A 23,231-nucleotide genomic window follows, 5' to 3' on the forward strand; every position below is an offset into this window, starting at 1 on the left:
AGCAGGCGCCTCTGCGGGCGATGAGCGGGCCACTCACGCGGCGTACGGCGCTGGGGGCGGCGGGAGCCGGCCTGCTGCTGGCGTCGATGTCGTCGATGTCGTCGGCGTTCACCAGAGCGGCGGCCTCGGCGACCGCTCGGCCCGGTGTGGGCGCCAGCCGGACGTCGCGGCTCTCGCACGGGACCACGCTGGTCCACGCCGACCTGCACAACCACACGCTGATGTCCGACGGCTCCGGCGACCCGGACCTCGCCTTCGACTCGATGCGGAGCGCCGGGCTGGACGTCGCGGCGCTCACCGATCACGCCACCGTCTCCGACAACATCCTCGGTGACGCGCTCGCGGGGCTGCTGCCGCCGGCGTACAAGCAGATCGGCGGGATCACCCGTTCGGACTGGGCCCGCACGCGCGAGCTGGCCGACGCAGCCAACGCCGACGGCACCTTCACCGCCATCCGCGGCTTCGAGTGGTCCGAACCGTTGTTGGGTCATATCAACGTGTGGGGAAGCGAGCACTTCACCGACATCGTCGACGTCGGCGCTATGCGCCCGTTCTTCGACTGGCTGATGCGCTCTCCCTCTACGCCGCTGATCGATGGCGGATCGGACGGGATCGCCGGGTTCAACCATCCCGGGCGCGAGCCGTTCCGGTTCCAGGAGTTCCGCTTCGACGCCCGGGCGCGGGAGCGCATGGTGTCCCTGGAGATGTTCAACCGCGGCGACGACTACCTCTTCGAAGGCTATGCCGACGGCAAGACCTCTCCCCTGTGTCAGTGTCTCAACGCCGGCTGGCGCACCGGGATCAGTGGTGTCACCGACGAGCACGGCACCGACTGGGGCCATCCGGAGGGCAAGGGGCGCACCGGGCTGTGGGTCGCCTCCCACGACCGCACCGGTGTCTTCGAGGCGATGCGCGCACGGCGGTTCTTCGCCACCCGCACCTCCGGGCTCCGGGTCGACGCGGTGGCTCGGCTGAACGGCGTGGAGCACCGGATGGGCTCGGTGATCCCCGGACGCGGCGGCGACATGCGGTTCGCCCTCGATCTGGCTCGTGACGAGGAGTGGGTCGGGCGCGAGCTCCACCTGCAGGTGCTGCGTCCCGGGCCGTCGGTGCCGGTGGTCGCGGACGTCGTGGCGTTCCGGGTCGGCGACCCCGTCTCGGTGACCGTTCCGGTCTCCTTCGACGACGGCGACTGGGTGCTGCTGCGGGTCAGCGACCCGTCCCAGCCCAACGCCACGCCCGGGCCGGAGGGCCATCCGTGCAACGACCTCGGTATCGCCTACACCAGCCCGTGGTGGCTGCAACCCTGAGCTGTTTCCTGAGAAGGACGTCCGCAGTCTGAAGATGCGCTGAAGGTGGGCGTCCGGGCGGTGGTTGTGGGCCTCGACTGTGGCACGCTGGCGAGGTGAACGAGGTGTGGTACGTCATCGGGCTGGTCGCGGTCTCCGTGGCCGTGCTGGTGCTCGGGGTGTGGTTCGTGCGGCGCGAGATCCGAGACGAGGTCTCCTACGCGCCGCTGCTGTGGACCGGCTACGCGGTCGTGGCGGCATTCGTCGTCCTCGGGGTGCTGCGCACGTCCTGGGTGGTGCTCTCATGAGGACCCGCGCAGATCTGCTGGGCTGGATCGGCCTCGCCGGCCGCCTCTACCTCGGCTTCGTGTTCCTGGCCGCCGGGCTCGCCAAGCTGCCCGAGCCAGGGATCACCGAGCAGGCGGTGCGTGGCTACCAGCTGCTGCCGTGGCAGCTGGCTCCTGCGTACGCCATCGCGATGCCGATCGCCGAGATCGTGCTCGGCGTGCTGCTCATCCTCGGCCTGTTCACCCGGACGGCGGCGGTGGCGACGGCGCTCGGCCTGTGCTCGTTCATCCTCGGGATCACCTCGGCCTGGGCGCGTGGGCTCAACATCGACTGCGGCTGCTTCGGCGGTGGCGGCGCCTCGGCGGACCCCACCTACCTCGCCGACACCTTCCGCGATCTGGGCTGGCTCGCGATCGCGGTCTATCTGATCCTCGTACGCCGCACCAAGCTCGCCCTCGACGACCTGCTGTTCCGACGGGGCACTCCGTCCGTGGAGGACTACAGCGCGAGCTCGAAGAAGACCGAGTTGGGGTCGAGCACGTAGCTGCCGAAGGGCGGACGCTCGGTGAAGCCGTTGCCCGCGTACAGGCGCCGGGCGGGCTCGTAGAAGCCTTCGGTCCCGGTCTCGAGGAGCACCCGGCGAGCGCCCTGTGACCTGGCCTGCTCGATGAGGTGACGCAGCATCGCGGTCGCGATGCCACGGCCACGGGCGGCGGCCGTGGTGCGCATCGACTTGAGCTCGTAGTCGCCCTCGCCCAGCGACTTCAACGCGCCGCAGCCGACGAGCTCGGTGCCCTCCCAGGCAGACCAGAACGCGATCTCGGGCACCTTCAGCGCCTCGAGGTCGAGCGCGTGCACCGACTCGGCCGGCGTCACGGCGTACATGTCCTCCAGATGCTCCTCGAGGATCCGGATCACCTCGGGGCGGGTCAGGTCGTCGAGCTCGAAACGCAGTGAGAGCAGTGGCACGGCTGGAGGCTAGCCGAGTCCTCCCCTGTCGTGGCGTCGTGGGGTGCGACGAGGCTGGTGCAGTATCGCGGCTGGCAACCATCCTGTGCGATAGTGCGCGGCTCCGATGCTGGCGACGGATGTCGGCGGCATCGCCATCCGGGGTCGGTCGAGTGAGGATTCGGACGGCTCCCCTAGCATCTGGGCATGCTGACTCGTATGCTTCCGGCCGCTGCGGCCGCTGCCCTGCTCCTGACGCTCTCCGCCTGTGGCTCCTCCGGCGGCTCCGGGGGCTCGGGTGACGCTCAGGAGAGCAAGGGCCCGAAGTCGAGCGAGTCGAGCGACTGGAAGTCGATCGTGAAGGCCGGCTCCACCAGCTGTGACTACGCCGAGGACCCGATGGGTGCCTCGAAGGAGGTGGACGCGCCCGACGAGACCGCGCAGTACACCGGCAAGGTCGCCGCCACCATCAACACCTCCGTCGGCCCGCTCGCGGTCACCCTCGACGCCGACAAGGCGCCCTGCACCGTCAACTCGTTCCTCTCGCTGGCCTCGCAGGACTACTACGACGGCACCAGCTGCCACCGCCTCGGCAACAACCCCGGCTTCGCGCTGCTGCAGTGCGGCGACCCGACCGGCCAGGGCACCGGCGGTCCGGGCTACACCATCCCCGACGAGTTCGAGGACAGCGACACCTTCCCCGCCGGCACGCTCGCCATGGCCAACACCGGCCAGCCCAACTCCGGCGGCAGCCAGTTCTTCATGGTCTTCGGCGACACCCAGCTCCCGCCCGCCTACACCGTCTTCGGCACCCTCGACGAGGCTGGCATCAAGACCCTCCAGGAGGTCGGCGAGGCCGGTGTGGCCGAGGCCGGCGCCGACGGCACCGGCGCTCCCAAGACGCCGGTCGAGTTCGAGACGATCACCGTCGACTGATCACCCTTCGCCGAATCCGCACTTCTGGCGTGCCGAATCGGTGGCCGTGGGCGACGAAACGACAGTTTCGTCGCCCACAACTGCATTGTCGGCCCGCCATTTCTGCTGATTCGGCGGGGTCACGCGCGGCGGCGGGGTGGGTCGCGGCGCAGGACCTTCGGGAGGTACGCAGCGCCGGCGCTCTGCGCGGCCGCGGCGTCGCCGGGGTTGGAGATGCGGCAGCGCTGGAGCGAGAGGCAGCCGCAGCCGATGCAGGAGTCGAGGTTGTCGCGCAGGCGCTCGAGGGCGTGGATCTGCTCCTCGAGGCGCCGGCGCCAGTGCTTCGACATCCGGGCCCAGTCGGCCTTGGTGGGCGTGCGGTCCCCCGGCAGGCAGTCGAGCTCCGCCTTGATCTCGTCCAGCGACAGCCCGACGTTGGCAGCTGCCCGGATGAAGGCGAGGCGGCGCAGGACGCTGCGCTCGAACGTACGCTGTCCCCCGGCTGACCGCTCGGCCTGGATCAGCCCCTGGCTCTCGTAGTAGCGGACCGCGGACGCCGCGTAACCACTGCGCCGCGTCACCTCGCCCATCGTGAGCAGGTCGTGGGTGTTCATCTCACTCTTTTCTGTCACAGGCCTTGATCTCAAGTTCACTTTAGGTTGAATGCTAGCCAGCATGAACAGATCACACAACGAAGTAGCCGTCGTCACCGGCGGCTCCGCCGGGCTCGGGCTCGCTCTCACCACGGCGCTCCTCGACAAGGGCTGGAACGTCGTCACCGACGCCCGCGACGCCGACCGCCTCCACACCTCGCTCCCGGACAGCGACCGGGTGACCACCTTGGCCGGCGACGTACGCGACGGGGATCATCAGGACGCGATCGCCGCCGCCGTCGCGCGGCACGGGCGTCTGGACCTGCTCGTGCACAACGCCAGCGAGCTCGGCCCGATGCTTCCTCTCGCCGAGGTCCCCGAGAGCCTCTTCTCCAGCGTGCTCGAGACGAACCTGCTGGCCCCGCTCGCGCTCACCCAGCGACTCCTCCCCTACCTGATCGCCTCGCGCGGCACCCTCGTCGGCATCTCCAGCGACGCGGCGGTCGAGCACTACCCGACCTGGGGAACGTACGCAGCGAGCAAGGCCGCCCTCGACCACCTCGTCCTCACCCTCGGTGACGAGAACGGCATCCGTGCCTATGCCGTCGACCCGGGCGACATGCGCACCGCGATGCACCAGGCCGCCTTCCCCGGCGAGGACATCTCCGACCGACCGCTCCCGGAATCGGTCGTTCCGCACCTGCTCGCACTGCTTGCGGGCACTCAGCCCACAGGGCGCTACCGCGCCGCCGATCTCGCACCGATGGGAGCAACCCGATGACCATGCTCGCCGAACGCCCGACCACCACGTTCCCCTTCCCCGAGGAGACGACCGCCCCAGCGCCCGCGGAGTGGCGCGGCCTCGAGCGCGACGGCGTGCGCCTGCTCGTGGCGACGCCGGGCGGCGTGCGACATGCCCGGTTCCGCAACCTTGCCGACCACCTCTCCCCCGGCGACCTGCTCGTGGTCAACGACTCGGTGACCGAGGCGCGACAGCTGGATGCCGACATGGTCGGGCGTGGCCGGGTCGTCCTCCACCTCGCCCAGCGCCTCGACACCGGCTGGGCCGTCGAGATCCGCTCCGCACCGGACGCCTCACGGTCCGTGCTCGACGCGACCGAGGGCGACGTCGTCGTGAGCGCGGGGCTCCGGGTCACCCTGCTCGAGCCCTACCCCGACGGCCGCCCGTCCTCACCCACAGGAGAGGGCAACCGGCTCTGGCGCGCGGAGGTCACCGGCGACGTGACTGCCGAGCTCGAGCGGTCCGGCCGACCGATCGCGTACGGCTATCTGGACCGGCGCTACCCGCTCGACGCCTATCAGACGGTCTTCGGGCACCGTCCCGGGAGCGCGGAGATGCCCTCGGCCGCCCGCCCGTTCACCCATCCGCTGGTCACCGAGCTGGTCACCCGCGGCATCCAGATCGCCCCGGTCACCCTGCACACCGGCGTCTCCTCGCAGGAGGCCGGCGAGGCCCCGGGCGCGGAGTGGTTCGAGGTCTCCGCGACCACGGCCCGGCTGGTCGAGCAGACCAGGTACGCCGGTGGCCGGATCGTCGCGGCCGGCACCACCGTCACCCGGGCGCTGGAGTCGGCGGTCGTCCCGGCGACCGGTGCGGTGCAGGCGGCGAGCGGCTGGACGGACCGCGTGATCACGCCCGCCAACCCGCCGTACGTCGTCAACGGGCTGATCACCGGCTGGCACGACCCACAGGCCAGCCACCTGCTGCTCGTCGAGGCGGTCGCCGGTCCCGAGCTCACCCAGGCGGCCTACGACGCCGCTGTCGGCGAGGGCTACCTGTGGCACGAGTTCGGCGACTCCGCCCTCCTGCTCCCCTGAGCGCCGAGGGTCAGGACAGGGCGCCCTCGCCGTAGCTCACGGGGGTGCCGACGGCGACGGTGCGGCCGACGGTGCACAGCCGGGTCTCGGACTTCTTGATCGCGTCCGGGAGGACGGTGCGGGCAGCGTCGCCGGCCTCACCCTCGGGGAAGGTGATGTCGAAGGTGACCGAGATGTCGACCAGGCGGTTGCCCTGCTCGTCGCGGATCTTCGTGGCCGCGGCGAGGGCCTCGAAGGTCTCCATCGGGGAGCGCTTCCCGGTGATGAAGTCGACGTCCAGAGCGCTGCAGCCGGCCAGGGCCGCGAGGAGCAGCTCGACCGGGGTGAAGTCGGGGTCGTCGCCGTGGCCGATCACCACGGTGCCTCCGCGCGCGTTGGTGGCACGGAAGCGGTGCTCGCCGATCTTCTCCAGGGATACCGAGCGCTGGTCTGCCGCATCAGAAGTCATGGGGTAAGAGTGCCACCTGCCCGTTAGCCTGTGCGACGTGAGCACCCAGAGCCTGCCCCTGCGCCGCGACGAGGCCACCGCCCGCGCCGGTCTACTGAAGATCGAGGACTACGACGTACGTCTCGACCTGGCCTCCAGCGAGGAGACCTTCGGTTCGGTGACGACGATCCGGTTCACCTCGAAGGGCGGGCCGACGTTCGTCGACCTGAAACCGGTCTCGGTCGCGCGGATCACGCTCAACGGCAGCCCGGTCGACCCGGCCACGCTCGCCAAGGGACGCCTCCCGATCACCACGCAGGAGGGTGCCAACGAGCTCGTCGTCGAGGCGACCATGCCCTTCCGCAACGACGGCGAGGGGCTGCACCGCAGCGTCGATCCGGCCGACGGGCGCGCCTACGTCTACGGGATGTGCTTCATGGACGCCGCCCCGACGATCTTCGCCTGCTTCGACCAGCCCGACCTGAAGGCGCCCTACACCTTCCACGTGACCGCGCCCCAGGACTGGACGGTGATCGGCAACGCGCCCGGCACCCAGACCTCGCCGGGCGAGTGGGAGTTCGAGCGGAGCCAGCCGCTCTCGACGTACTTCGTCACGCTCGTCGCCGGGCCGTGGCACATGATCCACGACGAGCACGACGGGATCCCGCTGTCGCTGAGCTCGCGGCAGAGCATCGCCCCCGACCTCGACAAGGACGCCGAGGAGCTCTTCACCCTCACCAAGCAGTGCTTCGACGAGTTCCACCGGCTCTTCGGCATCCGCTACCCGTTCGGCAACTACCACCAGGCGTTCGTCCCGGAGTTCAACGCCGGCGCGATGGAGAACCCGGGCTGCGTGACCTTCCGCGACCCGCTCGTCTTCACCTCCCGGGTCACCCGCGGCATGCGGATCCAGCGCGCCACCACGGTCGCCCACGAGATGGCCCACCAGTGGTTCGGCGACCTGGTCACCCCGCAGTGGTGGGACGACCTGTGGCTCAACGAGTCGTTCGCCGAATACATGGGCAACCGGGTGACCGCCGACGTGACCCAGTACGACGACGCCTGGGCCGACATGTCCTACGCCCGCCGCCAGTGGGGACTCACCGCCGACCAGCGTGGCTCGACCCACTCGGTCGCCGGCAACGGCGCCGAGGACGCGGTCTCCGCGCTGCAGAACTTCGACGGGATCTCCTACTCCAAGGGCTCAGCGATCCTGCGCCAGCTCGCCGCATCGCTGGGCGACGACGTCTTCTTCGCCGGCGCCATCGACCACTTCACCCGGCACCGGTTCGGCAACGCGACCATGCACGACCTGTTCGCGTCCTGGGACTCCGCTGCGGCCGCGGCGGGTGTCGACTTCGACCTCGACGCCTTCACCTCCCAGTGGCTGCTCACCGCCGGCCCGGACACGCTCTCGTGGAACCCGGCGAAGATGGTCGTCAACCGCACCGCTCCGTCGCTGCACCCCGCCGACCGCTCCCACACCTTCCGCGCGGCGATCCTCAACGGGACGCAGTGGACCACCTCGGAGATCACCGTGACCGGCGACCAGACGCCGCTCCAGGTCGCCGCCAACGCCGTCGTGCTCGACCCCTACGACGACACCTGGGCCTCGGCGATCCCCGACTGGGAGACGGTCCAGGCGCTGAAGGCGGCGCTCCCGGAGGTCACCGACGGCGGCCTGCGTGCAGGGGTGTGGAACAACCTGCGCAGTGCCTGGTTCAACGCCGCGGTCGACCCGGCCGACGTCATCGACATCGCCGAGGCGTCGCTGCCGATCGAGGACCTCGAGGACACCCCGCGCCGCACCATGCCGTGGCTCTTCGGCTCGGTGGTGCCGCTGGCACCCGCCGGCGCCCGCGAGCGGCTCCACGAGGCCGCTCTCCGCAAGCTGGAGGAGGTCGCGCCCGGGTCGGAGCTGCAGCTGTCGGCCTACCGCACCGCGATCCGCTCGGCCACCTCCGAGTCGCTGCTGCGCGAGTGGCTGGCCGCTCCCCCGGCCGGCATCGAGACCGACCTCGACCTGCGCTGGCGCATCCTCGCCAAGCTCGCCGAGAACGGCTTCGCCTCTCGTGAGGAGCTGCAGGCGGCCTACGACGCCGAACCGGCCAACGATGCCCGCATCCACCTCAACGGCGCCCTGGTCAGCATCCCCGACGCGGAGGCGAAGGCGTACGGCTGGTCGGTGTTCACCGGCGAGACAGACCTGCCCAACTACGACATCCTGGCCGCCGGGCGGGCGTTCTGGACCGGCCCTTCGGAGCTCACCGCGGGCTATGTCGAGCGCTACTTCGCCGAGCTTCCCGCCACCGCCGAGAAGCGCTCGGGCTGGAGCCTGGCCGAGGCCGCCGAGGCGTTCTTCCCCAGCGGGTCGGTGACCGAGGAGACCCTCGCTGCCGCGCGGGCGGTCGTCCAGCTGGATCTGGACCCGGGCGTACGCCGCCGGGTCTCCGACGCCGCCGACAACCTGCAGCGCCAGCTGGCCGTGAAGGTGACCTATCCCGCGTAGCCGAGGCGTCGCGGTGAGTCGGCGGCAAGAGTGTCCGTGCTCACCGATAGTTTTCGTTTCATGCGGATCCTGCACACCTCCGACTGGCACCTGGGCCGGTCCTTCCATCGGGAGGGCATGCTCGGGCACCAGGCGGCGTACGTCGACCATCTCCTCTCCGTGGTGGAGCAGGCAGAGGTCGACGTGGTGTGCGTCTCGGGCGATGTCTACGACCGCGCGCTTCCGCAGGTCGACGCCGTGCGGCTGGCCTCGGAGGCGCTCGCCCGTCTGGCCGCCTCGCGTGCCAAGGTCGTCATCACCAGCGGCAACCACGACTCCGCCCAGCGGCTGGGTTTCGGCTCCGAGCTGATCGACGCCGCCGGCATCTTCATCCGCACCGACCTGGCCGGGGTCGGCCGCCCGGTGATGCTCCCCGACGAGCACGGCGAGGTGGCCTTCTACGGTCTCCCCTATCTGGATCCCGACGCCACCCGGGCGTCCTGGGGCCTGGAGTCCCGCTCCCACCAGGCGGCCCTCGGCGAGGCGATGCGGCGGGTCCGCGCCGACCTCGACCGCCGAGGTGCCCGCAGCGTGGTGATGGCCCATGCCTTCGTCACCGGTGCGGAGCCCTCCGACTCCGAGCGCGACATCTCCGTCGGTGGTGTCTCGATGGTGCCGGCCAGCCTCTTCGAGGACATCTCCTACGCCGCCCTCGGCCACCTCCACGGGCGTCACACGATCACCGACACCGTCCGCTACAGCGGCTCTCCGCTGGCCTACTCCTTCTCCGAGTCCAACCATCTCAAGGGCTCCTGGCTCATCGATCTCGACGAGTCCGGGTTCGTCGCCAGCGAGTTCGTGGAGGCGCCGGTGCCGCGCACTCTGGCCAGGTTGCGCGGGACGCTCGAGGAGCTGCTGAGCGACCCGCGCCACGAGGCGCACGAGCAGTCGTGGCTGCAGATCACCCTGACCGACCGGATCCGCCCGGCCCAGGCCATGGAGCGGTTGCGGCGTCGGTTCCCGCACACCCTCGTGCTTGGCTTCGAGTCCACCGCCCCGGTCCTGGGCGCGCTGTCCCGGCCCGACCCGTCCCGACCGCGGCGCGACATCGACCTGGTCACCGAGTTCGTGACCGAGCTGCGCGGCGAGCCCGCGGCCAAGGCCGAGCTGGCGCTGCTGCAGACCGCCGTCGACGCCTGCTGCGAGGACCCCGAGGTCGACACCCTCAACTCGGCCGGCGGCGCGGCCGAGGAAGAGGAGTGGCTCGAGGTGCTCTTCTGATGCGCCTCCACCACCTGGAGGTCACCGCGTTCGGCCCGTTCACGGGCACGGTGACCGTCGACTTCGACCAGCTCTCCGAAGCGGGGCTCTTCCTGCTCTCCGGTGCCACCGGCGCCGGCAAGACCAGCGTCCTCGACGCCGTCTGCTTCGCGCTCTACGGCGACGTTCCCGGCGACCGTTCGGTCGCGAAGCGGCTGCGCAGCGACCGGGCCCCCGTCGAGGTCGCCACGCGTGTCGTCCTCGACGCGACGCTCGCCCAGCGGCGCTTCCGGATCACCCGCTCACCGTCGTGGGAGCGCCCCAAGCGTCGTGGTGCCGGCACCACGACGCAGCAGGCGTCCGTCGTGCTCATGGAGCTGGTCGGCGAGGAGTGGCGCACCCTCACCAATCGCCTCGACGAGGCCGGCCATCTGGTCTCCGACCTCCTCGGCATGACGCTCACCCAGTTCGTGCAGGTCGCGATGCTTCCCCAGGGCCGCTTCCAGGCCTTCCTCCGCTCCAGCGCCGAGGAGCGCAAGCGGCTGTTGGAGCGGCTCTTCCGCACCGAGCGCTTCGCCGACGTCGAGCGCTGGCTGCGTGAGCGCCGTGTCGAGCTCCGGCGCCGGTCAGAGGAGCTCAACGCCGGGGTCGCCGAGGTGGTCAGCCGGATCAGCGAGACAGCGGCGGTGACGCTTCCCGACGACTGGGACGTCCACGACCTCGGCCTCCCGGCTGGCGACGGAGCCATCGCCGCCTGGGCCCGCACCCTCACCGAGGAGGCCACCGAGGCGCAGGCCGTCACCTCGGGCGCCGCGATGGAGGCCCTGGCCGCCGAGTCGGAGACCCTCACCGCCCTCGACGCCGCCCGTGCGATGGCCGAGAAGCAGCGCGGTCTCCGAGCGGCCGCGGCGGCCGAGAGCCGTCTCGTGGCCACGGCCGAGGAGCACGACGAGCGGCTGCGCCGCGTCGAGGCCGCCCAGCGCGCCGAGGCGGTGGCCGGGGTCAGCGAGCTCGCCGACCAGGCGCGACGCGAGCACGAGAAGACGTCCGCGCTGGCGCCGAGCGACCTGAGCCTGAGCGATGCCAAGGCAGCCGTCGACCGGATCTCGGCGCGCCTGGCCCAGGCTCGCGCCCTCGTGCCGGTCCAGCGGCGGCTCGGCGAGGTCACCCGCGAGCTCGCGGACACCGGCGCGCAACGAGACCGCGTGGTCGCCCAGACTCAGGAACAAGCACGGATCGCCGAACAGCTGCCGCAGCGGACCGAGGCCCTCGCTGCCGACCTCGCTGCGGCCACCGAGGCAGCCGCGGCGATCCCGGTGCTCCGCGCTCAGGTCGCGGCCGTCACCGAGGTCGGCCGCCTGACGCGGGAGCTCGCCGATGCCCGAGCCCGGCACGAGTCGGCCAGGACAGCTGCCATGGAGGCGCGCACCCACTATCTCGACGTACGCCAGGCCAGGCTCGACGGCATCGCGGCCGAGCTCGCCGGCGCCCTTGCGGTCGGTGCGGACTGCCCGGTGTGCGGCTCCCACGAGCACCCGCACAAGGCATCTCCTGCCGACGGCGCCCCGGACGCCGCGGCGGAGAAGAGCGCTCAGACGGTCTACGACAACGCCAGCGCCGAGGAGCACGCCCGTGACCAGCACGTGCGCGACCTCACCACGCGCCTCCAGCTCGCCCAGGAAGCCTCTGGTGAGACCGACGAGCCTGCCGAGTCGATGACCGAGCGCCTCGCCGGCCTGGAGCGTACGGCTGCCCGGGAGGCCGGCCTCCGCGCCGAGCTCACCTCCGCCGAGCAGGCCCGGGAGCGCTCGGTCGCGCTCCGCGCCGATCTCGAGACCCGCGCCGCCGAGCTCGAGACCACGCTGCGGCACCTCACCGAGGAGCGCGAGCGTCTCGAGGAGCAGCTGCGCGATGTCCGCGACGAGCACTCGGATCTCGACGCCCTGCTCACCGCTCTCGACCGCGACCACCGCACGGCAGCCACCGCGCTCGAGCGTCTCGAGGCCGCCACGCGTGCCGCCGAAGCGCTCGCCGGGGCCGAGCGCACGCTCACCGCCACCGCGGTCCGGGCAGGCTTCGACAGCCCCGCGAGCGCCCTCGCCGCCGCGCTCCCTCCCGAACGGGTCGCAGCGCTCAACAGCCAGATCAAGACGTACGCCGACAGCCTGGCGGCCGCACGCGCGACCCTCGACTCGCCTGGTGCCGCCGAGATCCTGGCCACCGACGAGCCCGACCTGCAGGCGCTCTCCCTCGCCCATCGCAAGGCCGCTGACGCCGCCGACGCGGCGCGCTCGGCGGCCGACACGGCCGCCAACCGCGCCGCTCGCCTCGACTCGCTGCAACGCGACCTGACCCGCGCGCTCTCGACGTGGGCGCCCGTGCGCGAGGACCTCGAGGTCGCGGCCCGGATCGCCGCCTTCGCCGAGGGGAAGAGCAGCGACAACCAGCTCCAGATGAGCCTGTCGGCCTACGTCGTCGCCTATCGCCTCACCCAGGTCGTCGCCGCGGCCAACGAGCGGCTGGCGAAGATGAGCGACCAGCGCTACGCCTTGGAGCACTCGGCGGCCAAGGGCGCCGGCGACCGCCGCGGCGGCCTGGCGCTGATGGTCCGCGACGACTGGTCCGGCGAGTCCAGGGACCCCGCCACCCTGTCGGGCGGCGAGACCTTCGTCGTCTCGCTCGCCCTGGCCCTCGGCCTGGCCGACGTGATCATGAACGAGGCCGGCGGCCAGATGCTCGACACCCTCTTCGTCGACGAGGGCTTCGGCTCCCTCGACGCGGACACCCTCGACGACGTGCTCGACGTCCTCGACACCCTCCGCGAGGGCGGCCGCATCATCGGCGTGGTCAGCCACGTCACCGAGATGCGCGAGCGCATCCCCACCCAGCTGGCGGTGACCAAGGGTCGTGAGGGATCCACGCTTCAGGTTCTCGGCACCTGACACCGGAAGAACTCAGGTCGCTCGACGGCATCGCCGAAAAATTAACCTTCGTCCCGACAGGTATTACCTCCCAGCCATTCCCCGGCGTGACGTACGTCACTAGCCTGAGGCGGCTCCGCGCCGCGGAAGCCGTCCCAGACCAACCGGAGGTTTCCGTGCCACGTCTCAGCACCCGTGTCGCCCAGGTCGCCGCGACCCTTCTCCTACCAGCGTCCCTGCTCTCCGTGACGACGTTGATGGCCTCCCCGGCCCACGCCGACGGCCCCGGCAGCGGCACGCCGTGGATCGTCACCGTGGGTGACAGCTACGTCTCCGGCGAGGCCGGACGCTGGGCCGGCAACAGCAACTCCGGCGAGTCGCTGATCGATGCGGGCGGCAGCGCGACGTACTTCGACAACGCCACCCACACCGCCGAGACGATCAACCGCTGCCACCGCAGCACGGCCGCCGAGGCGTACCTCGGCGGTGGCGTGAACGGACTCAACCTGGCCTGCTCCGGGGCAAAGGTCGCCACGACCACGACGAGTGAGGGCTACTTCAAGCCCGGCATCGACTTCTACTCCAGCGGCGGCAACCAGGGACAGGCCCTCATGCTGCAGAGCTTCGCCGCGACCCACAACGTCAAGGCGGTGACGATCGGTATCGGCGGCAACGACTTCAACTTCGCCGCCATCGTCACCCAGTGCGTGCAGAACTTCCTGCTCTCGCCGTCCTGGAGCAAGGACTACTGCAAGGACGACGCGGTCGTCACCAACGCGATGGCGGCCGGCAACGTCGCCGCGGTGCGCGCCCGGATCGCCACCGCATTCGGGAATGTACGCACCGCCATGCGCAACGCGGGCTACGCCGACGGCGCCTGGACCCTGATCGTCCAGAACGTGCCCTCGCCGCTCGCGACCTCCTCGGTCTACCGCTACAGCGAGTCCGGCTACACCCGTCAGAACACCGGTGGCTGCGGCTTCTGGAATGCCGATGCCGACTACGCGTACAACACCATCCTGCCGACCATCAACAACGCGATCTCGGGTGCGGCGACCGACTCCGGGCTGACCAACATCAAGAAGGTCGACGTCACCGGCGCCTTCGCCGGCCGCAGGCTGTGCGAGAACACCGTGGGCCTGCTCGAGGAGAAGGGGCTCTCGAGCTGGCGAGCCTCCGGTGCGGTCGATCGGACCGAATGGGTCAACCAGATCCGCACCGTCTCCACCGCCAGCGGCAACTACTACATCCAGGAGAGCCTGCACCCCAACTACTGGGGCCAACTCGCTCTGCGCAACTGCCTGCGCCAGGCCTACAACGGTGGCGCGCCGAGGTCCGGCACGTGCACCCACGGCACCGGGCTCAACGCCAACGGCGAGCCCGTCATGACCCTCAGCTGACCGCCGAAAACACGGCCGAGTCGGCTCATCCTGACGTAAAACCACGCCGAGTCGGCGCGTTCTGACGCGCCGACTCGGCAGGCATTTAGGTCAGGACCAGCCGACTCGGCGGGAGGTCCACACGCCGACGACTGGGTCTCGACCCGCCCGTCGCCGGTTCGCCAGCTCACCGGCGGGGCTCGCTCGACCTCCTCGGGTTGTAGGTTCCGAGCAAGCTCGGAACCTACACCTCGGACTCCACCGGCGGGCAGGAGCAGACCAGGTTGCGGTCGCCGTAGGTGTTGTCGATACGGGCGACGGGCGGCCAGTACTTGTCAGGGTCGATGCCGCCGGGGAAGACAGCCTCCTCGCGGGTGTACGGACGGTCCCACTCGCCGACGAGGGCACGCGAGGTGTGCGGGGCACCGCGCAGGACCGAGGTCTCGGCGGTCCACTCCCCCGAGGCGACACGGTCGACCTCGCCCTTGATCGCGATCATCGCGTCGATGAACCGGTCGAGCTCGGCGAGGTCCTCGGACTCGGTGGGCTCGACCATGAGCGTGCCGGCGACCGGGAAGGACATCGTCGGCGCGTGGAAGCCATAGTCGATGAGTCGCTTGGCGACGTCCTCGACGGTGACGCCGGTCTCCTTGGTCATCGGCCGCAGGTCGAGGATGCACTCGTGCGCGACCAGGCCGGTCTCGCCGCGGTAGAGCACCGGGAAGTGCTCGTTGAGACGGGCGGCGACGTAGTTGGCCGACAGCACCGCAGCCGACGTCGCCCGGGTCAGACCCTCCGCGCCCATCAGCCGGATGTAAGCCCACGAGATCGGCAGGATGCCGGCCGAGCCGTACGGAGCGGCCGAGATCGCGCCGATGCCCGAGCGCTTCGAGGCGTCCGGGTGCAGCGAGTGCGACGGCAGGTAGGGAGCCAGGTGCGAGCGGACCGCGACCGGACCGACACCTGGGCCACCACCGCCGTGCGGGATGCAGAAGGTCTTGTGCAGGTTGAGGTGGGAGACGTCGCCGCCGAACTCGCCCGGCTTCGCGTAGCCCAGCAGCGCGTTGAAGTTGGCGCCGTCGATGTAGACCTGACCACCGGCCTCGTGCACCAGGGAGCAGACCTCGGTGATGCCCTCCTCGTAGACCCCGTGGGTCGAGGGGTAGGTCACCATGATCGCGGCCACCTTCTCGCCGTGGTCGGCCAGCTTCGCGCGCAGGTCGTCCAGGTCGACGGTGCCGTCCTCGGCCGACTTCACGACCTGGACCTTCATGCCGGCCATCGCGGCGGAGGCGGCGTTGGTGCCGTGGGCCGAGGACGGCATCAGGCAGATGTCGCGGTGGCCCTGGCCCTGGGCGTCGAGGTAGCCGCGGATCGCCATCAGGCCGGCGAACTCGCCCTGCGAGCCGGCGTTCGGCTGGATGGAGACCTCGTCGTAGCCGGTCACCTCGGCCAGCCAGCCCTCCAGCTCACCGACGAGCCGCGCGTAGCCGGCGGCGTCCTCGGCGGGGACGAACGGGTGCAGGTCGGCGAAGCCGGGCAGCGAGATCGGCTCCATCTCGGTGGTCGCGTTGAGCTTCATCGTGCACGAGCCGAGCGGGATCATGCCCTTGTCGAGGGCGTAGTCGCGCGCGGAGAGCTTGTGCAGGTAACGCAGCATCTGGGTCTCGCTGTGGTGCGCGTTGAAGACCTCGTGGGTGAGGTAGTCGGTGGTGCGGACCAGGCCGTCGGGCAGCGCACTGGCCGTGGTGCGGTCGATCTCCTCGAGGTCCACGCCCGAGATGCCGAAGGCGTTGAGCACGGCCGAGAGGGTCGACCGCGTGGTCGCCTCGGAGGTCGAGATGCCGACGGTGTCCGCGTCCACGAGACGCAGATGTACGCCGAACCGACGCGCAGCGGTGACGACATCGGCCGCCCGCCCGGGCACGGTGACGCCCAGGGTGTCGAAGAACGTCTCCGAGACCAGCTGAAGCCCGGCCGAGCGGAGCGCGGCGGCCAGCACGGCGGCGTAGCGATGGGTGCGGGTCGCGATCGTCTTGAGCCCGGCGGGGCCGTGGTAGACGGCGTACATCGAAGCACCGACGGCCAGCAGCACCTGCGCGGTGCAGATGTTGGAGGTCGCCTTCTCCCGGCGGATGTGCTGCTCACGGGTCTGCAGGGCGAGCCGGTACGCAGGCCGCCCCTCGGCATCCACGGAGACGCCGACCAGGCGACCGGGCAGGTGACGCTCGATCCCCTCGTGGACGGCCATGTAGCCGGCGTGCGGGCCGCCGTAGAAGAGCGGGATGCCGAAGCGCTGGGTCGAGCCGACGACGACGTCGGCGCCGAGCGTGCCGGGCGCCTCCAGGACGGTCAGCGCGAGCAGGTCGGCTGCAACCACGGCGAGCGCGCCGCGCTCGTGGGCCGCGTCGATGATCGGCTTCAGGTCGGGCACACGGCCGGAGGCGCCGGGGTACTGCACCAGCACGCCGATCACGTCGCCCTCGGGAAGGCCCTGGGAGAGATCGGCCACGACGACCTCGAGGCCCATCGCCTCGGCGCGCACCTTGACGACCTCGATCGACTGCGGCAACGCGTCGGCGTCGATCACGAACGGTCCGGAACCCTTCCGGTTGGCCCGGTGCACCAGCGCCAGCGCCTCGGCGGCTGCGGTGCCCTCGTCCAGGAGCGACGAGTTGGCCACCGGAAGGCCGGCCAGGTCACCGACCATCGTCTGGAAGTTGATCAGCGCCTCGAGGCGACCCTGGGAGATCTCGGGCTGGTAGGGCGTGTAGGCGGTGTACCAGCTCGGGTCCTCGAGCACGTTGCGGCGGATCACCGGCGGCGTCACGGTGGCGTGGTAGCCCAGCCCGATCATCGCCTCGCCGGGCTTGTTGGACGCGGCGATCTCGCGGGCGAGCGACGCGACCTGCGCCTCGCTCAGCGCGGCGGGCAGGTCCAGCGACTCGACGGAACGGATCCCGGCCGGGACGGCCGCGTCCATCATCGCTGCTACCGAGTCGTAGCCGAGCCGCGCGAGCATGGTCGCCTCGTCGGCGGCCGAGAGCCCGACGTGGCGCTCCACGAACGGGGAGGCGGCATCGAGCTCGGACAAGGTGGGCGTGTCGGACACAGTGGCTCCTGAGGGCATCTAAGACAACTCGTAAGCCCTCCCCCTCTGTCACCGCGCCTTCGCCGCTTCAGAGTTGCCTGGTCCGCACAGTCGTGGGTGCCTGAGAGTTTCCGGGGAGGAATTGCCCCTTCGGCGCCCCAACGAGTTGGGGCTCTCCCGTGCGGGATGGTCAGCACCCCCAGCATAAACGACAGGGCCTCGAGGTCCCGCCTCTGCGGGACCTCGAGGCCCTGTTTCGAATGAGTCCTAGGTCACCCGGCGTTGCGGGCGGCGCGGCGGGCGGCCAGCTCGTCGGACGCCGAGGCGACCTGCTCGCCGTCCTCGGCGGTACGCTCGCTGGGCAGCTCGGAGAGGGTCCCCTCGATCTCGCGCCAGACACCGCCGATGGCGATGCCGAAGACGCCCTGCCCGCCCTGGAGCAGGTCGATGACCTCGTCGTTGCTGGTGCACTCGTAGACCGAGGCGCCGTCGCTCATCAGGGTGACGCGGGTCAGGTCATCGGTGCCCCGCTCACGCAGGTGGTGCACCGCGGCACGGATCTGCTGCAGCGAGATGCCGGCGTCGAGGAGTCGCTTGATGACCTTGAGGATCAGGATGTCGCGGAAGGAGTAGAGCCGCTGGGTGCCGGAGCCGGTGGCGCCGCGCACGCTCGGCTCGACGAGGCCGGTGCGTGCCCAGTAGTCCAGCTGGCGGTAGCTGATCCCGGCCGCGTTGCAGGCCGTCGGACCGCGGTAGCCGGTGTCGCTCGGCAGTGGCGAGACATCGTCGGTGAAGAGAAGGCCCTGCTCGTCGGCCTGCTCCGCCGCGCGTTGCGCGTCGTCGGCGCCGTGGCCGGGCTTCTGCTCGTGGTCGAACACGATGTCCTCCATCGTCTACTCCGTTGTGCGTAACTCCGCTCGGGGAATGAACGGCTGCGGCGGGGGGACCACACCGTTGGAGTTACAACAGAGACAACTACAAGGTAAGCGCCGCAAGGTCCCTGGTCAAAGAACCCCCTCCGGCGTGTCGCCCAGCCTAACCCTCATGTTGAGAATGAGGCTTTCGACCGCTGCCGGTCGCGATCAGAGCGGTCAGCGCCAGCACGACGGCTCCGACGAGAAGGCACGCCCGCATCCCGGGCAGGGTGAGGACCCCGCTCGCACCGGCACCCAGTCCCCCGAACACCGCGACCGAGATCGCGCCTCCCGTCTGTCGGAACGTGCTGAGCGCACCGGTCGCGACGCCCACCCGCGTGGGCTCGACGGCGTCGATCAGGTCGGCGGTGACGACGGTGATGGCCAGGGCACCACCGGTGGCGAGCGGGACGAGCAGGACGAGCACCAGCCAGACCGGGGTGGTCTCCGTGACCGGGAGCAGGACGAGCATCCCCACCGCGAGGATCAGCTGGCCACCGACGATCAGCGGCCGCCGCCCGATGACCGTCGCGAGGCGCGGTGCCACCACGTTCGCGCAGGTGGTCAGCGCCGCCGGGACGACGAACATCAGCCCCGCCTCGGCACCGGTCCATCCCCGCACCTGCTGGTAGTAGAGGCCGAGCAGGAAGACCCCGCCGTAGAACCCGAAGTTCACTCCGAACCCGGAGACCAGCGTGACCGCCACTCTCCCGCGAGCGATCAGGCCGAGCGGCAGCACCGGTGCCGGCGAGCGGCGCTCGACCAGGACGAACGCGAGTGCCGCCCCTACCGACGTCACCCCCGCGACCAGCGCTCCCGAGTGCCAGCCGGCGTGGCCGGCCTCGATCACGGCGTACGTCAGCGCGGACAGCGCCACCACGGCGAGCACCTGGCCCGGGAGGTCGAGCGGGGCCCGGTGACGCACCGACCGGATCCGCAGGCCTGCCAGCAGGACCACGATGAGCACCCCGATCGGCACGTTGACCAGGAAGACCCAGCGCCAGCCGGCGTACTCGCTCAGCAGTCCCCCGGCCACCGGCCCCAAGGCCATCGCCGCCGACCCACCGATGGTCCACACCGCGATCGCGTGCGCTCGGGCCCGCGCGTCGTCGTACGCCACCCTGACCAGCGCCAGCGAGGCCGGCATCACCAGCGCTGCCGCGGCGCCCTGAAGCACCCGCGCCGCGATCAGCACGGGCATCACCGGGGCGGCCGCGCAGGCCAGGGAGGCGGCCGTGAAGAGGACCACCCCCAGCGTGTAGGCCCGCACCGGACCGAACCGGTCGGTCACCGCGCCCGCGGAGAGCATCAGCGCGGCGAACATCAACGTGTACGCGTCCACGACCCATTGCAGACCGGTCATCCCGCCACCGAGGTCCCGGTGGAGATAGGGCAGCGCGATGTTCACCGCGGAGACGTCGACGGTGATCACGGTGAAGCCCAGGAGTGCCGCGAGCAGCGCCCGGACGCTCCCCGGCCGCGCGGCCGCCCTACCTCCGCTCGATGCGTCGGCGGCAAGCACGGTCATCGGGTTCCTCCTCCGGTCGGCGTGCGGGCGGCTCGGAGTGTGGCCGCCCGCATCACCGAAGAGTCTGGTCGCGCGCCGGCGGATGAGGCAGACCGCGCGGCGCCGGGGTGCTGCCAGGGGTGGGTATGACACGGCCCCTCACGCGAGCCTGCCCTGAGGCACACTGGTGAGGATGAGTGAGATGGCTGCGACGGAGCTCGGGCGCTACCTGCGCGCCCGCAGGGCACGGGTGACCCCGGAGGAGGCCGGGCTGCCCGCCGGCACGGGCGTGCGGCGTACGCCTGGGCTGCGCCGCGAGGAGCTGGCTGCCCTTGCCGGAGTGTCCGTCGACTACTACACCCGCCTGGAACGTGGCCGGGAGACGAACCCGTCGGCGGCCGTGCTGGACTCGCTGGCACGTACGCTCCGCCTGACCGGCGATGCCCACCAGCGGCTGCACGAGCTCGCCGAGGTCGCCTCGGGACGCTTCAGCGAGCCGCGCGCGACGACCGACACGACCGTACGTCCCTCGGTCCTCGTCATGCTCGAGACCTTGCGGCCGCTGCCGGCCTTCGTGTTCAGCCGGCACAACGACATCCTGGCGGCCAACCGTCCGGCCCGGCGGCTCTACCCGGGGCTGTGGGACGGTCCCCGCGAGCACCGGAACCTCACCCGCTACCTCTTCCTCGACCCGGTCGGGCGACACCTGCTGGACCCGTGGCACGAGACCGTGTCGAGCTCGGTCGCCAACCTGCGTGCCGTGGGCGGCACCGACGTCGACTCGCCCCGCCTGGCGGCTCTCGTCGGCGAGCTGCTGCTCAAGTCACCCGAGTTCGCCGAGATCTGGGAACGCTACGACGTGTGCGAGCGCAGCGGTGGCACCAAGACGTTCGAGCACCCGCGGGTCGGCCGGATGACGCTGACCTACGAGGTGATGAGGTTGGCCCGCACCGGCGGCCAGCGCATGATCGTCTACCAGGCTGAGGCCGACACGATCGACGAGAAGGCGATGCTCGCGCTGGACGACTGATCCAGCCGCGTCCTCAGTGGGACTCGAAGTCCTCGGGAGTGATCTCGTCGAGGAACTCGCGGAACTTCTCGATCTCGTCCTCCTGCTCGGCCGGGACGGCGAGCCCGGCCGCGTCAAGGACCTCGTCGGCGACCACGATCTTGGTCCCGGTACGCAGCGCCAGCGCGATCGAGTCCGAGGGTCGCGCGCTCACCTCGACGCCCGAGGCGAAGACCAGGTTGGCGTAGAAGACGCGGTCGGTGACCGATGTGATCTGCACCTCGGTCAGCTCGTTGCCGGTCGCCTCCACGACATCCTTGAGCAGGTCGTGGGTCAACGGCCGCGGCGGCACCACACCCTGCTGGGCGAAGGCGATCGCGGTCGCCTCCACCGCGCCGATCCAGATGGGCAGGTATCGCTCACCCGCCACCTCGCGCAGCAGCACGATCGGCTGGTTGGAGGGCATCTCCACTCGGACTCCGAGCACATCGACCTCGCGCATACGTCCACCCTACCCGTCTCCAGGGCACGACAGCAGCCCGGTCAGCGGGCGCGCAGTCCGGACTTCACCAAGGTGGCGTGCAGACGGACCGCCAGGGAGGCGATCTCGCTGCCGATCTCCTCGGCGCGGCCCTGTGCTCCGGCGTTGCCCGGGCGTCGCAGCGGCGCCACGATCTGCTCGATCAGCCCGACCTCGCGGTCGGCTGCGGCCTTCATGCCACGCAGGTGACGGGGCTCGATGCCGAACTCGGCCAGCTCCTTGGCCGTGCGCGCGATCGCCAGGGCGTCGGTGTCGTAGTGACCGCTGCGCAGCGGCACCACCAGCGCCATCTTCTCCAGCTCGGTCAGCAACGAGTCGTCGACCTCGGCGATCTTGAGGAGCTCGCGTCGCGAGATCCGCATGTGGTCCGTGCGCCGGAACGACTCCGCCCCCGGCGCGCCGTCGGGCGTGAGGGCGACCGTCGGGACGGTGGGCACGGTCGGCTCGATCGCCGGCGGCTCGAGGCCGCGGTCGATCGCGTCGAGGTGCTCGCCGATGACCTTGAGCGGCAGGTAGTGGTCGCGCTGCATCCGCAGGACGTAGCGCAGCCGCTCGACGTCGCGGCGGGAGAACTTGCGGTAACCCGCGGGAGTGCGCTCCGGCTTGATCAGTCCCTTGTCCTCGAGAAACCGGATCTTCGGGATGGTGACCGTGGGAAAGTCCGGACGCAGCTGGTCCAGGACCTGCCCAATGTTGAGCCGCTCCCCCGAGTCGCTAGCCGGCCGTTGAGGGTCAGGCATCGCGGCGGCGGCCATCGGCTACGCCCCTTCGTGCCCGGCGTAGAAGACGAGCCGGAACTTGCCGACCTGCACCTCGTCGCCGTCCTTGAGGACGACGTTCTCGATGCGGTCACGGTTGACGTACGTGCCGTTGAGGCTGCCGACGTCGGAGACCTCGAATGTGTCGCCGGTGCGCTTGAACTCGGCGTGGCGACGCGAGACGGTGACGTCGTCGAGGAAGATGTCGCTGTCCGGGTGACGACCCGCGACGACGGTGTCCTGGTCGAGCAGGAAACGGCTTCCGGCCCCGGGACCACGCTGCACGACGAGCATCCCGTTGCCCCGCGGCAGCGCCTCGACGGTGGCCGCCTCGATCGGGCTGAGCACCCGGTCGGAGGTGTCGGCGTCAGCCCCGAGCTGAATCGTCGAGGTCTGGTCGGTCCCGGTCAGGCTTACGCCACACTGCGAGCAGAACCGCGCTTCGTCGGGGTTCTGGCTGCCGCAAGCGGGGCACACGGACATTTTGTAGCTCCAGGTTCATCGAGGGCCGGGCACACACCCTCAAGTTCACATTGAGGGATGTATCCGCAACCTATCAGGTCGGCCCAGGTGTTCGGTTGGGCTGCGCCGATTCTTAGCGCAGAGTCCTAGGCGTCGAGGGATGCCTCGTACGCCGCGGCGTCGAGGAGGCTCTCCAGCTCGGCAGGATCGGCCGGGGTGACCTCGAAGAGCCAGCCTCCGCCGTAGGGGTCGTCGTTGACCAGCTCGGGCGTCGCGTCGAGCGAGCCGTTGACCGCGACGACCTCGCCCGAGATCGGCGCGTAGATGTCGCTGACCGACTTGGTCGACTCCAGCTCGCCGCAGCTCTCGCCGGCCTTGATCGTGTCACCGACCGAGGGCATCGAGACGTAGACGATGTCGCCGAGGGCGTCCTGGGCGTAGTTGGTGATCCCGATCCGTACGGAGCCCTCGGTCTCGCCAGGGTTGCGCAGCCACTCGTGCTCGCTGGTGTACTTCAGGTCCTCGGGGTACACGGGCATCTCCTCATCAGGCGTACTGGTCTGGCTACGGAAGATCGTCCCGCGAGCCGGTTGACGAAACCC

General features: G+C 70.6%; 21 protein-coding genes and 1 riboswitch. Of the genes, 11 read left to right on the forward strand and 10 right to left on the reverse strand.

Annotation, left to right across the window (positions count from 1 at the left end):
* Positions 1-20 precede the first annotated feature (20 nt).
* The 3 genes from OG984_RS06750 (at position 21) to OG984_RS06760 (ending at position 2,121) form a co-directional block, all read left to right on the forward strand.
* Positions 21-1,310, forward strand: coding sequence for a CehA/McbA family metallohydrolase (locus tag OG984_RS06750; protein ID WP_328530831.1), 1,290 nt, complete (start codon positions 21-23; stop codon positions 1,308-1,310).
* Between the two features lie 95 nt (positions 1,311-1,405).
* Positions 1,406-1,597 carry a hypothetical protein gene (locus OG984_RS06755; protein ID WP_328530832.1) on the forward strand — a complete coding sequence of 64 codons (192 nt, stop codon included), beginning with the start codon at positions 1,406-1,408 and terminating at the stop codon, positions 1,595-1,597.
* Positions 1,594-2,121, forward strand: a complete 528-nt coding sequence (locus tag OG984_RS06760) for a MauE/DoxX family redox-associated membrane protein (protein WP_328530833.1) — start codon at positions 1,594-1,596, stop codon at positions 2,119-2,121. The genes OG984_RS06755 and OG984_RS06760 overlap by 4 nt, the downstream gene beginning before the upstream one ends.
* On the opposite strand, the gene OG984_RS06765 is transcribed toward OG984_RS06760, so the two are convergent.
* A complete protein-coding gene (locus OG984_RS06765) occupies positions 2,076-2,546 on the reverse strand; it encodes a GNAT family N-acetyltransferase (protein WP_328530834.1) in 471 nt (156 codons plus the stop codon). The two genes, OG984_RS06760 and OG984_RS06765, sit on opposite strands and share 46 nt — an antisense overlap.
* A gap of 186 nt (positions 2,547-2,732) precedes the next feature.
* On the opposite strand from OG984_RS06765, the gene OG984_RS06770 reads away from it, so the two are divergent.
* Positions 2,733-3,461, forward strand: a complete 729-nt coding sequence (locus OG984_RS06770) for a peptidylprolyl isomerase (RefSeq protein WP_328530835.1) — start codon at positions 2,733-2,735, stop codon at positions 3,459-3,461.
* Positions 3,462-3,580: 119 nt separating this feature from the next.
* On the opposite strand, the gene soxR is transcribed toward OG984_RS06770, so the two are convergent.
* Positions 3,581-4,054 (reverse strand): redox-sensitive transcriptional activator SoxR, encoded by a 474-nt coding sequence (gene soxR / locus OG984_RS06775; protein ID WP_328530836.1) that lies wholly within the window; start codon positions 4,052-4,054, stop codon positions 3,581-3,583.
* 61 nt (positions 4,055-4,115) lie between these two features.
* Between soxR and OG984_RS06780 the strand changes: the two genes are divergently transcribed.
* Both OG984_RS06780 and OG984_RS06785 read left to right on the forward strand, forming a co-directional pair.
* On the forward strand, positions 4,116-4,814 hold the full coding sequence (locus tag OG984_RS06780) for an SDR family NAD(P)-dependent oxidoreductase (RefSeq protein WP_328530837.1): 699 nt from the start codon (positions 4,116-4,118) through the stop codon (positions 4,812-4,814).
* Positions 4,811-5,872, forward strand: coding sequence for an S-adenosylmethionine:tRNA ribosyltransferase-isomerase (locus OG984_RS06785; RefSeq protein ID WP_328530838.1), 1,062 nt, complete (start codon positions 4,811-4,813; stop codon positions 5,870-5,872). The genes OG984_RS06780 and OG984_RS06785 overlap by 4 nt, the downstream gene beginning before the upstream one ends.
* 10 nt (positions 5,873-5,882) lie before the next feature.
* On the opposite strand, the gene OG984_RS06790 is transcribed toward OG984_RS06785, so the two are convergent.
* Complete coding sequence (locus OG984_RS06790) at positions 5,883-6,320, reverse strand: OsmC family protein (protein ID WP_328530839.1); 438 nt, start codon at positions 6,318-6,320, stop codon at positions 5,883-5,885.
* Positions 6,321-6,357: 37 nt separating this feature from the next.
* On the opposite strand from OG984_RS06790, the gene pepN reads away from it, so the two are divergent.
* The 4 genes from pepN (at position 6,358) to OG984_RS06810 (ending at position 14,368) form a co-directional block, all read left to right on the forward strand.
* The gene (gene pepN, locus OG984_RS06795) at positions 6,358-8,808 is read left to right on the forward strand and encodes an aminopeptidase N (RefSeq protein WP_328530840.1); all 2,451 of its coding nucleotides are present in this window, start codon (positions 6,358-6,360) and stop codon (positions 8,806-8,808) included.
* Between the two features lie 60 nt (positions 8,809-8,868).
* Positions 8,869-10,068, forward strand: coding sequence for an exonuclease SbcCD subunit D (locus OG984_RS06800; RefSeq protein WP_328530841.1), 1,200 nt, complete (start codon positions 8,869-8,871; stop codon positions 10,066-10,068).
* Positions 10,068-12,989 (forward strand): SMC family ATPase, encoded by a 2,922-nt coding sequence (locus OG984_RS06805; RefSeq protein WP_328530842.1) that lies wholly within the window; start codon positions 10,068-10,070, stop codon positions 12,987-12,989. Before OG984_RS06800 ends, OG984_RS06805 begins: the two co-directional genes overlap by 1 nt.
* Positions 12,990-13,144: 155 nt before the next feature.
* On the forward strand, positions 13,145-14,368 hold the full coding sequence (locus OG984_RS06810; protein WP_328530843.1) for a hypothetical protein: 1,224 nt from the start codon (positions 13,145-13,147) through the stop codon (positions 14,366-14,368).
* Positions 14,369-14,591: 223 nt separating this feature from the next.
* Here OG984_RS06810 and gcvP read toward each other — a convergent pair whose 3' ends face one another.
* The 3 genes from gcvP to OG984_RS06825 form a co-directional block, all read right to left on the reverse strand.
* Positions 14,592-17,477 (reverse strand): aminomethyl-transferring glycine dehydrogenase, encoded by a 2,886-nt coding sequence (gene gcvP / locus OG984_RS06815; protein ID WP_442940963.1) that lies wholly within the window; start codon positions 17,475-17,477, stop codon positions 14,592-14,594.
* A gap of 59 nt (positions 17,478-17,536) precedes the next feature.
* Positions 17,537-17,628, reverse strand: a riboswitch (glycine riboswitch).
* Between the two features lie 82 nt (positions 17,629-17,710).
* Positions 17,711-18,328 carry a MerR family transcriptional regulator gene (locus tag OG984_RS06820; protein WP_328530845.1) on the reverse strand — a complete coding sequence of 206 codons (618 nt, stop codon included), beginning with the start codon at positions 18,326-18,328 and terminating at the stop codon, positions 17,711-17,713.
* A gap of 145 nt (positions 18,329-18,473) precedes the next feature.
* On the reverse strand, positions 18,474-19,880 hold the full coding sequence (locus OG984_RS06825) for an MFS transporter (RefSeq protein ID WP_328530846.1): 1,407 nt from the start codon (positions 19,878-19,880) through the stop codon (positions 18,474-18,476).
* Between the two features lie 172 nt (positions 19,881-20,052).
* On the opposite strand from OG984_RS06825, the gene OG984_RS06830 reads away from it, so the two are divergent.
* Entirely contained in the window at positions 20,053-20,889 is an 837-nt protein-coding gene (locus OG984_RS06830) for a helix-turn-helix transcriptional regulator (protein WP_328530847.1), read from the forward strand.
* A gap of 13 nt (positions 20,890-20,902) precedes the next feature.
* Here the strand turns inward: OG984_RS06830 and OG984_RS06835 are convergent, their stop codons facing one another.
* From OG984_RS06835 to gcvH, 4 genes are all read right to left on the reverse strand, one after another.
* Positions 20,903-21,370: a bifunctional nuclease family protein gene (locus OG984_RS06835; RefSeq protein ID WP_328530848.1), complete on the reverse strand. Its 468-nt coding sequence runs from the start codon at positions 21,368-21,370 to the stop codon at positions 20,903-20,905.
* Between the two features lie 41 nt (positions 21,371-21,411).
* Positions 21,412-22,164, reverse strand: a complete 753-nt coding sequence (ftsR, locus tag OG984_RS06840) for a transcriptional regulator FtsR (protein WP_328530849.1) — start codon at positions 22,162-22,164, stop codon at positions 21,412-21,414.
* 3 nt (positions 22,165-22,167) lie between these two features.
* Complete coding sequence (locus OG984_RS06845; RefSeq protein WP_008359550.1) at positions 22,168-22,650, reverse strand: FHA domain-containing protein; 483 nt, start codon at positions 22,648-22,650, stop codon at positions 22,168-22,170.
* A 125-nt stretch (positions 22,651-22,775) separates the two neighbouring features.
* Positions 22,776-23,162, reverse strand: a complete 387-nt coding sequence (gene gcvH, locus OG984_RS06850) for a glycine cleavage system protein GcvH (RefSeq protein WP_328530850.1) — start codon at positions 23,160-23,162, stop codon at positions 22,776-22,778.
* Between the last annotated feature and the right edge of the window lie 69 nt (positions 23,163-23,231).

Source organism: Nocardioides sp. NBC_00368 (assembly GCF_036090055.1).
In the GTDB taxonomy this organism is placed as follows: Bacteria; Actinomycetota; Actinomycetes; order Propionibacteriales; family Nocardioidaceae; genus Nocardioides.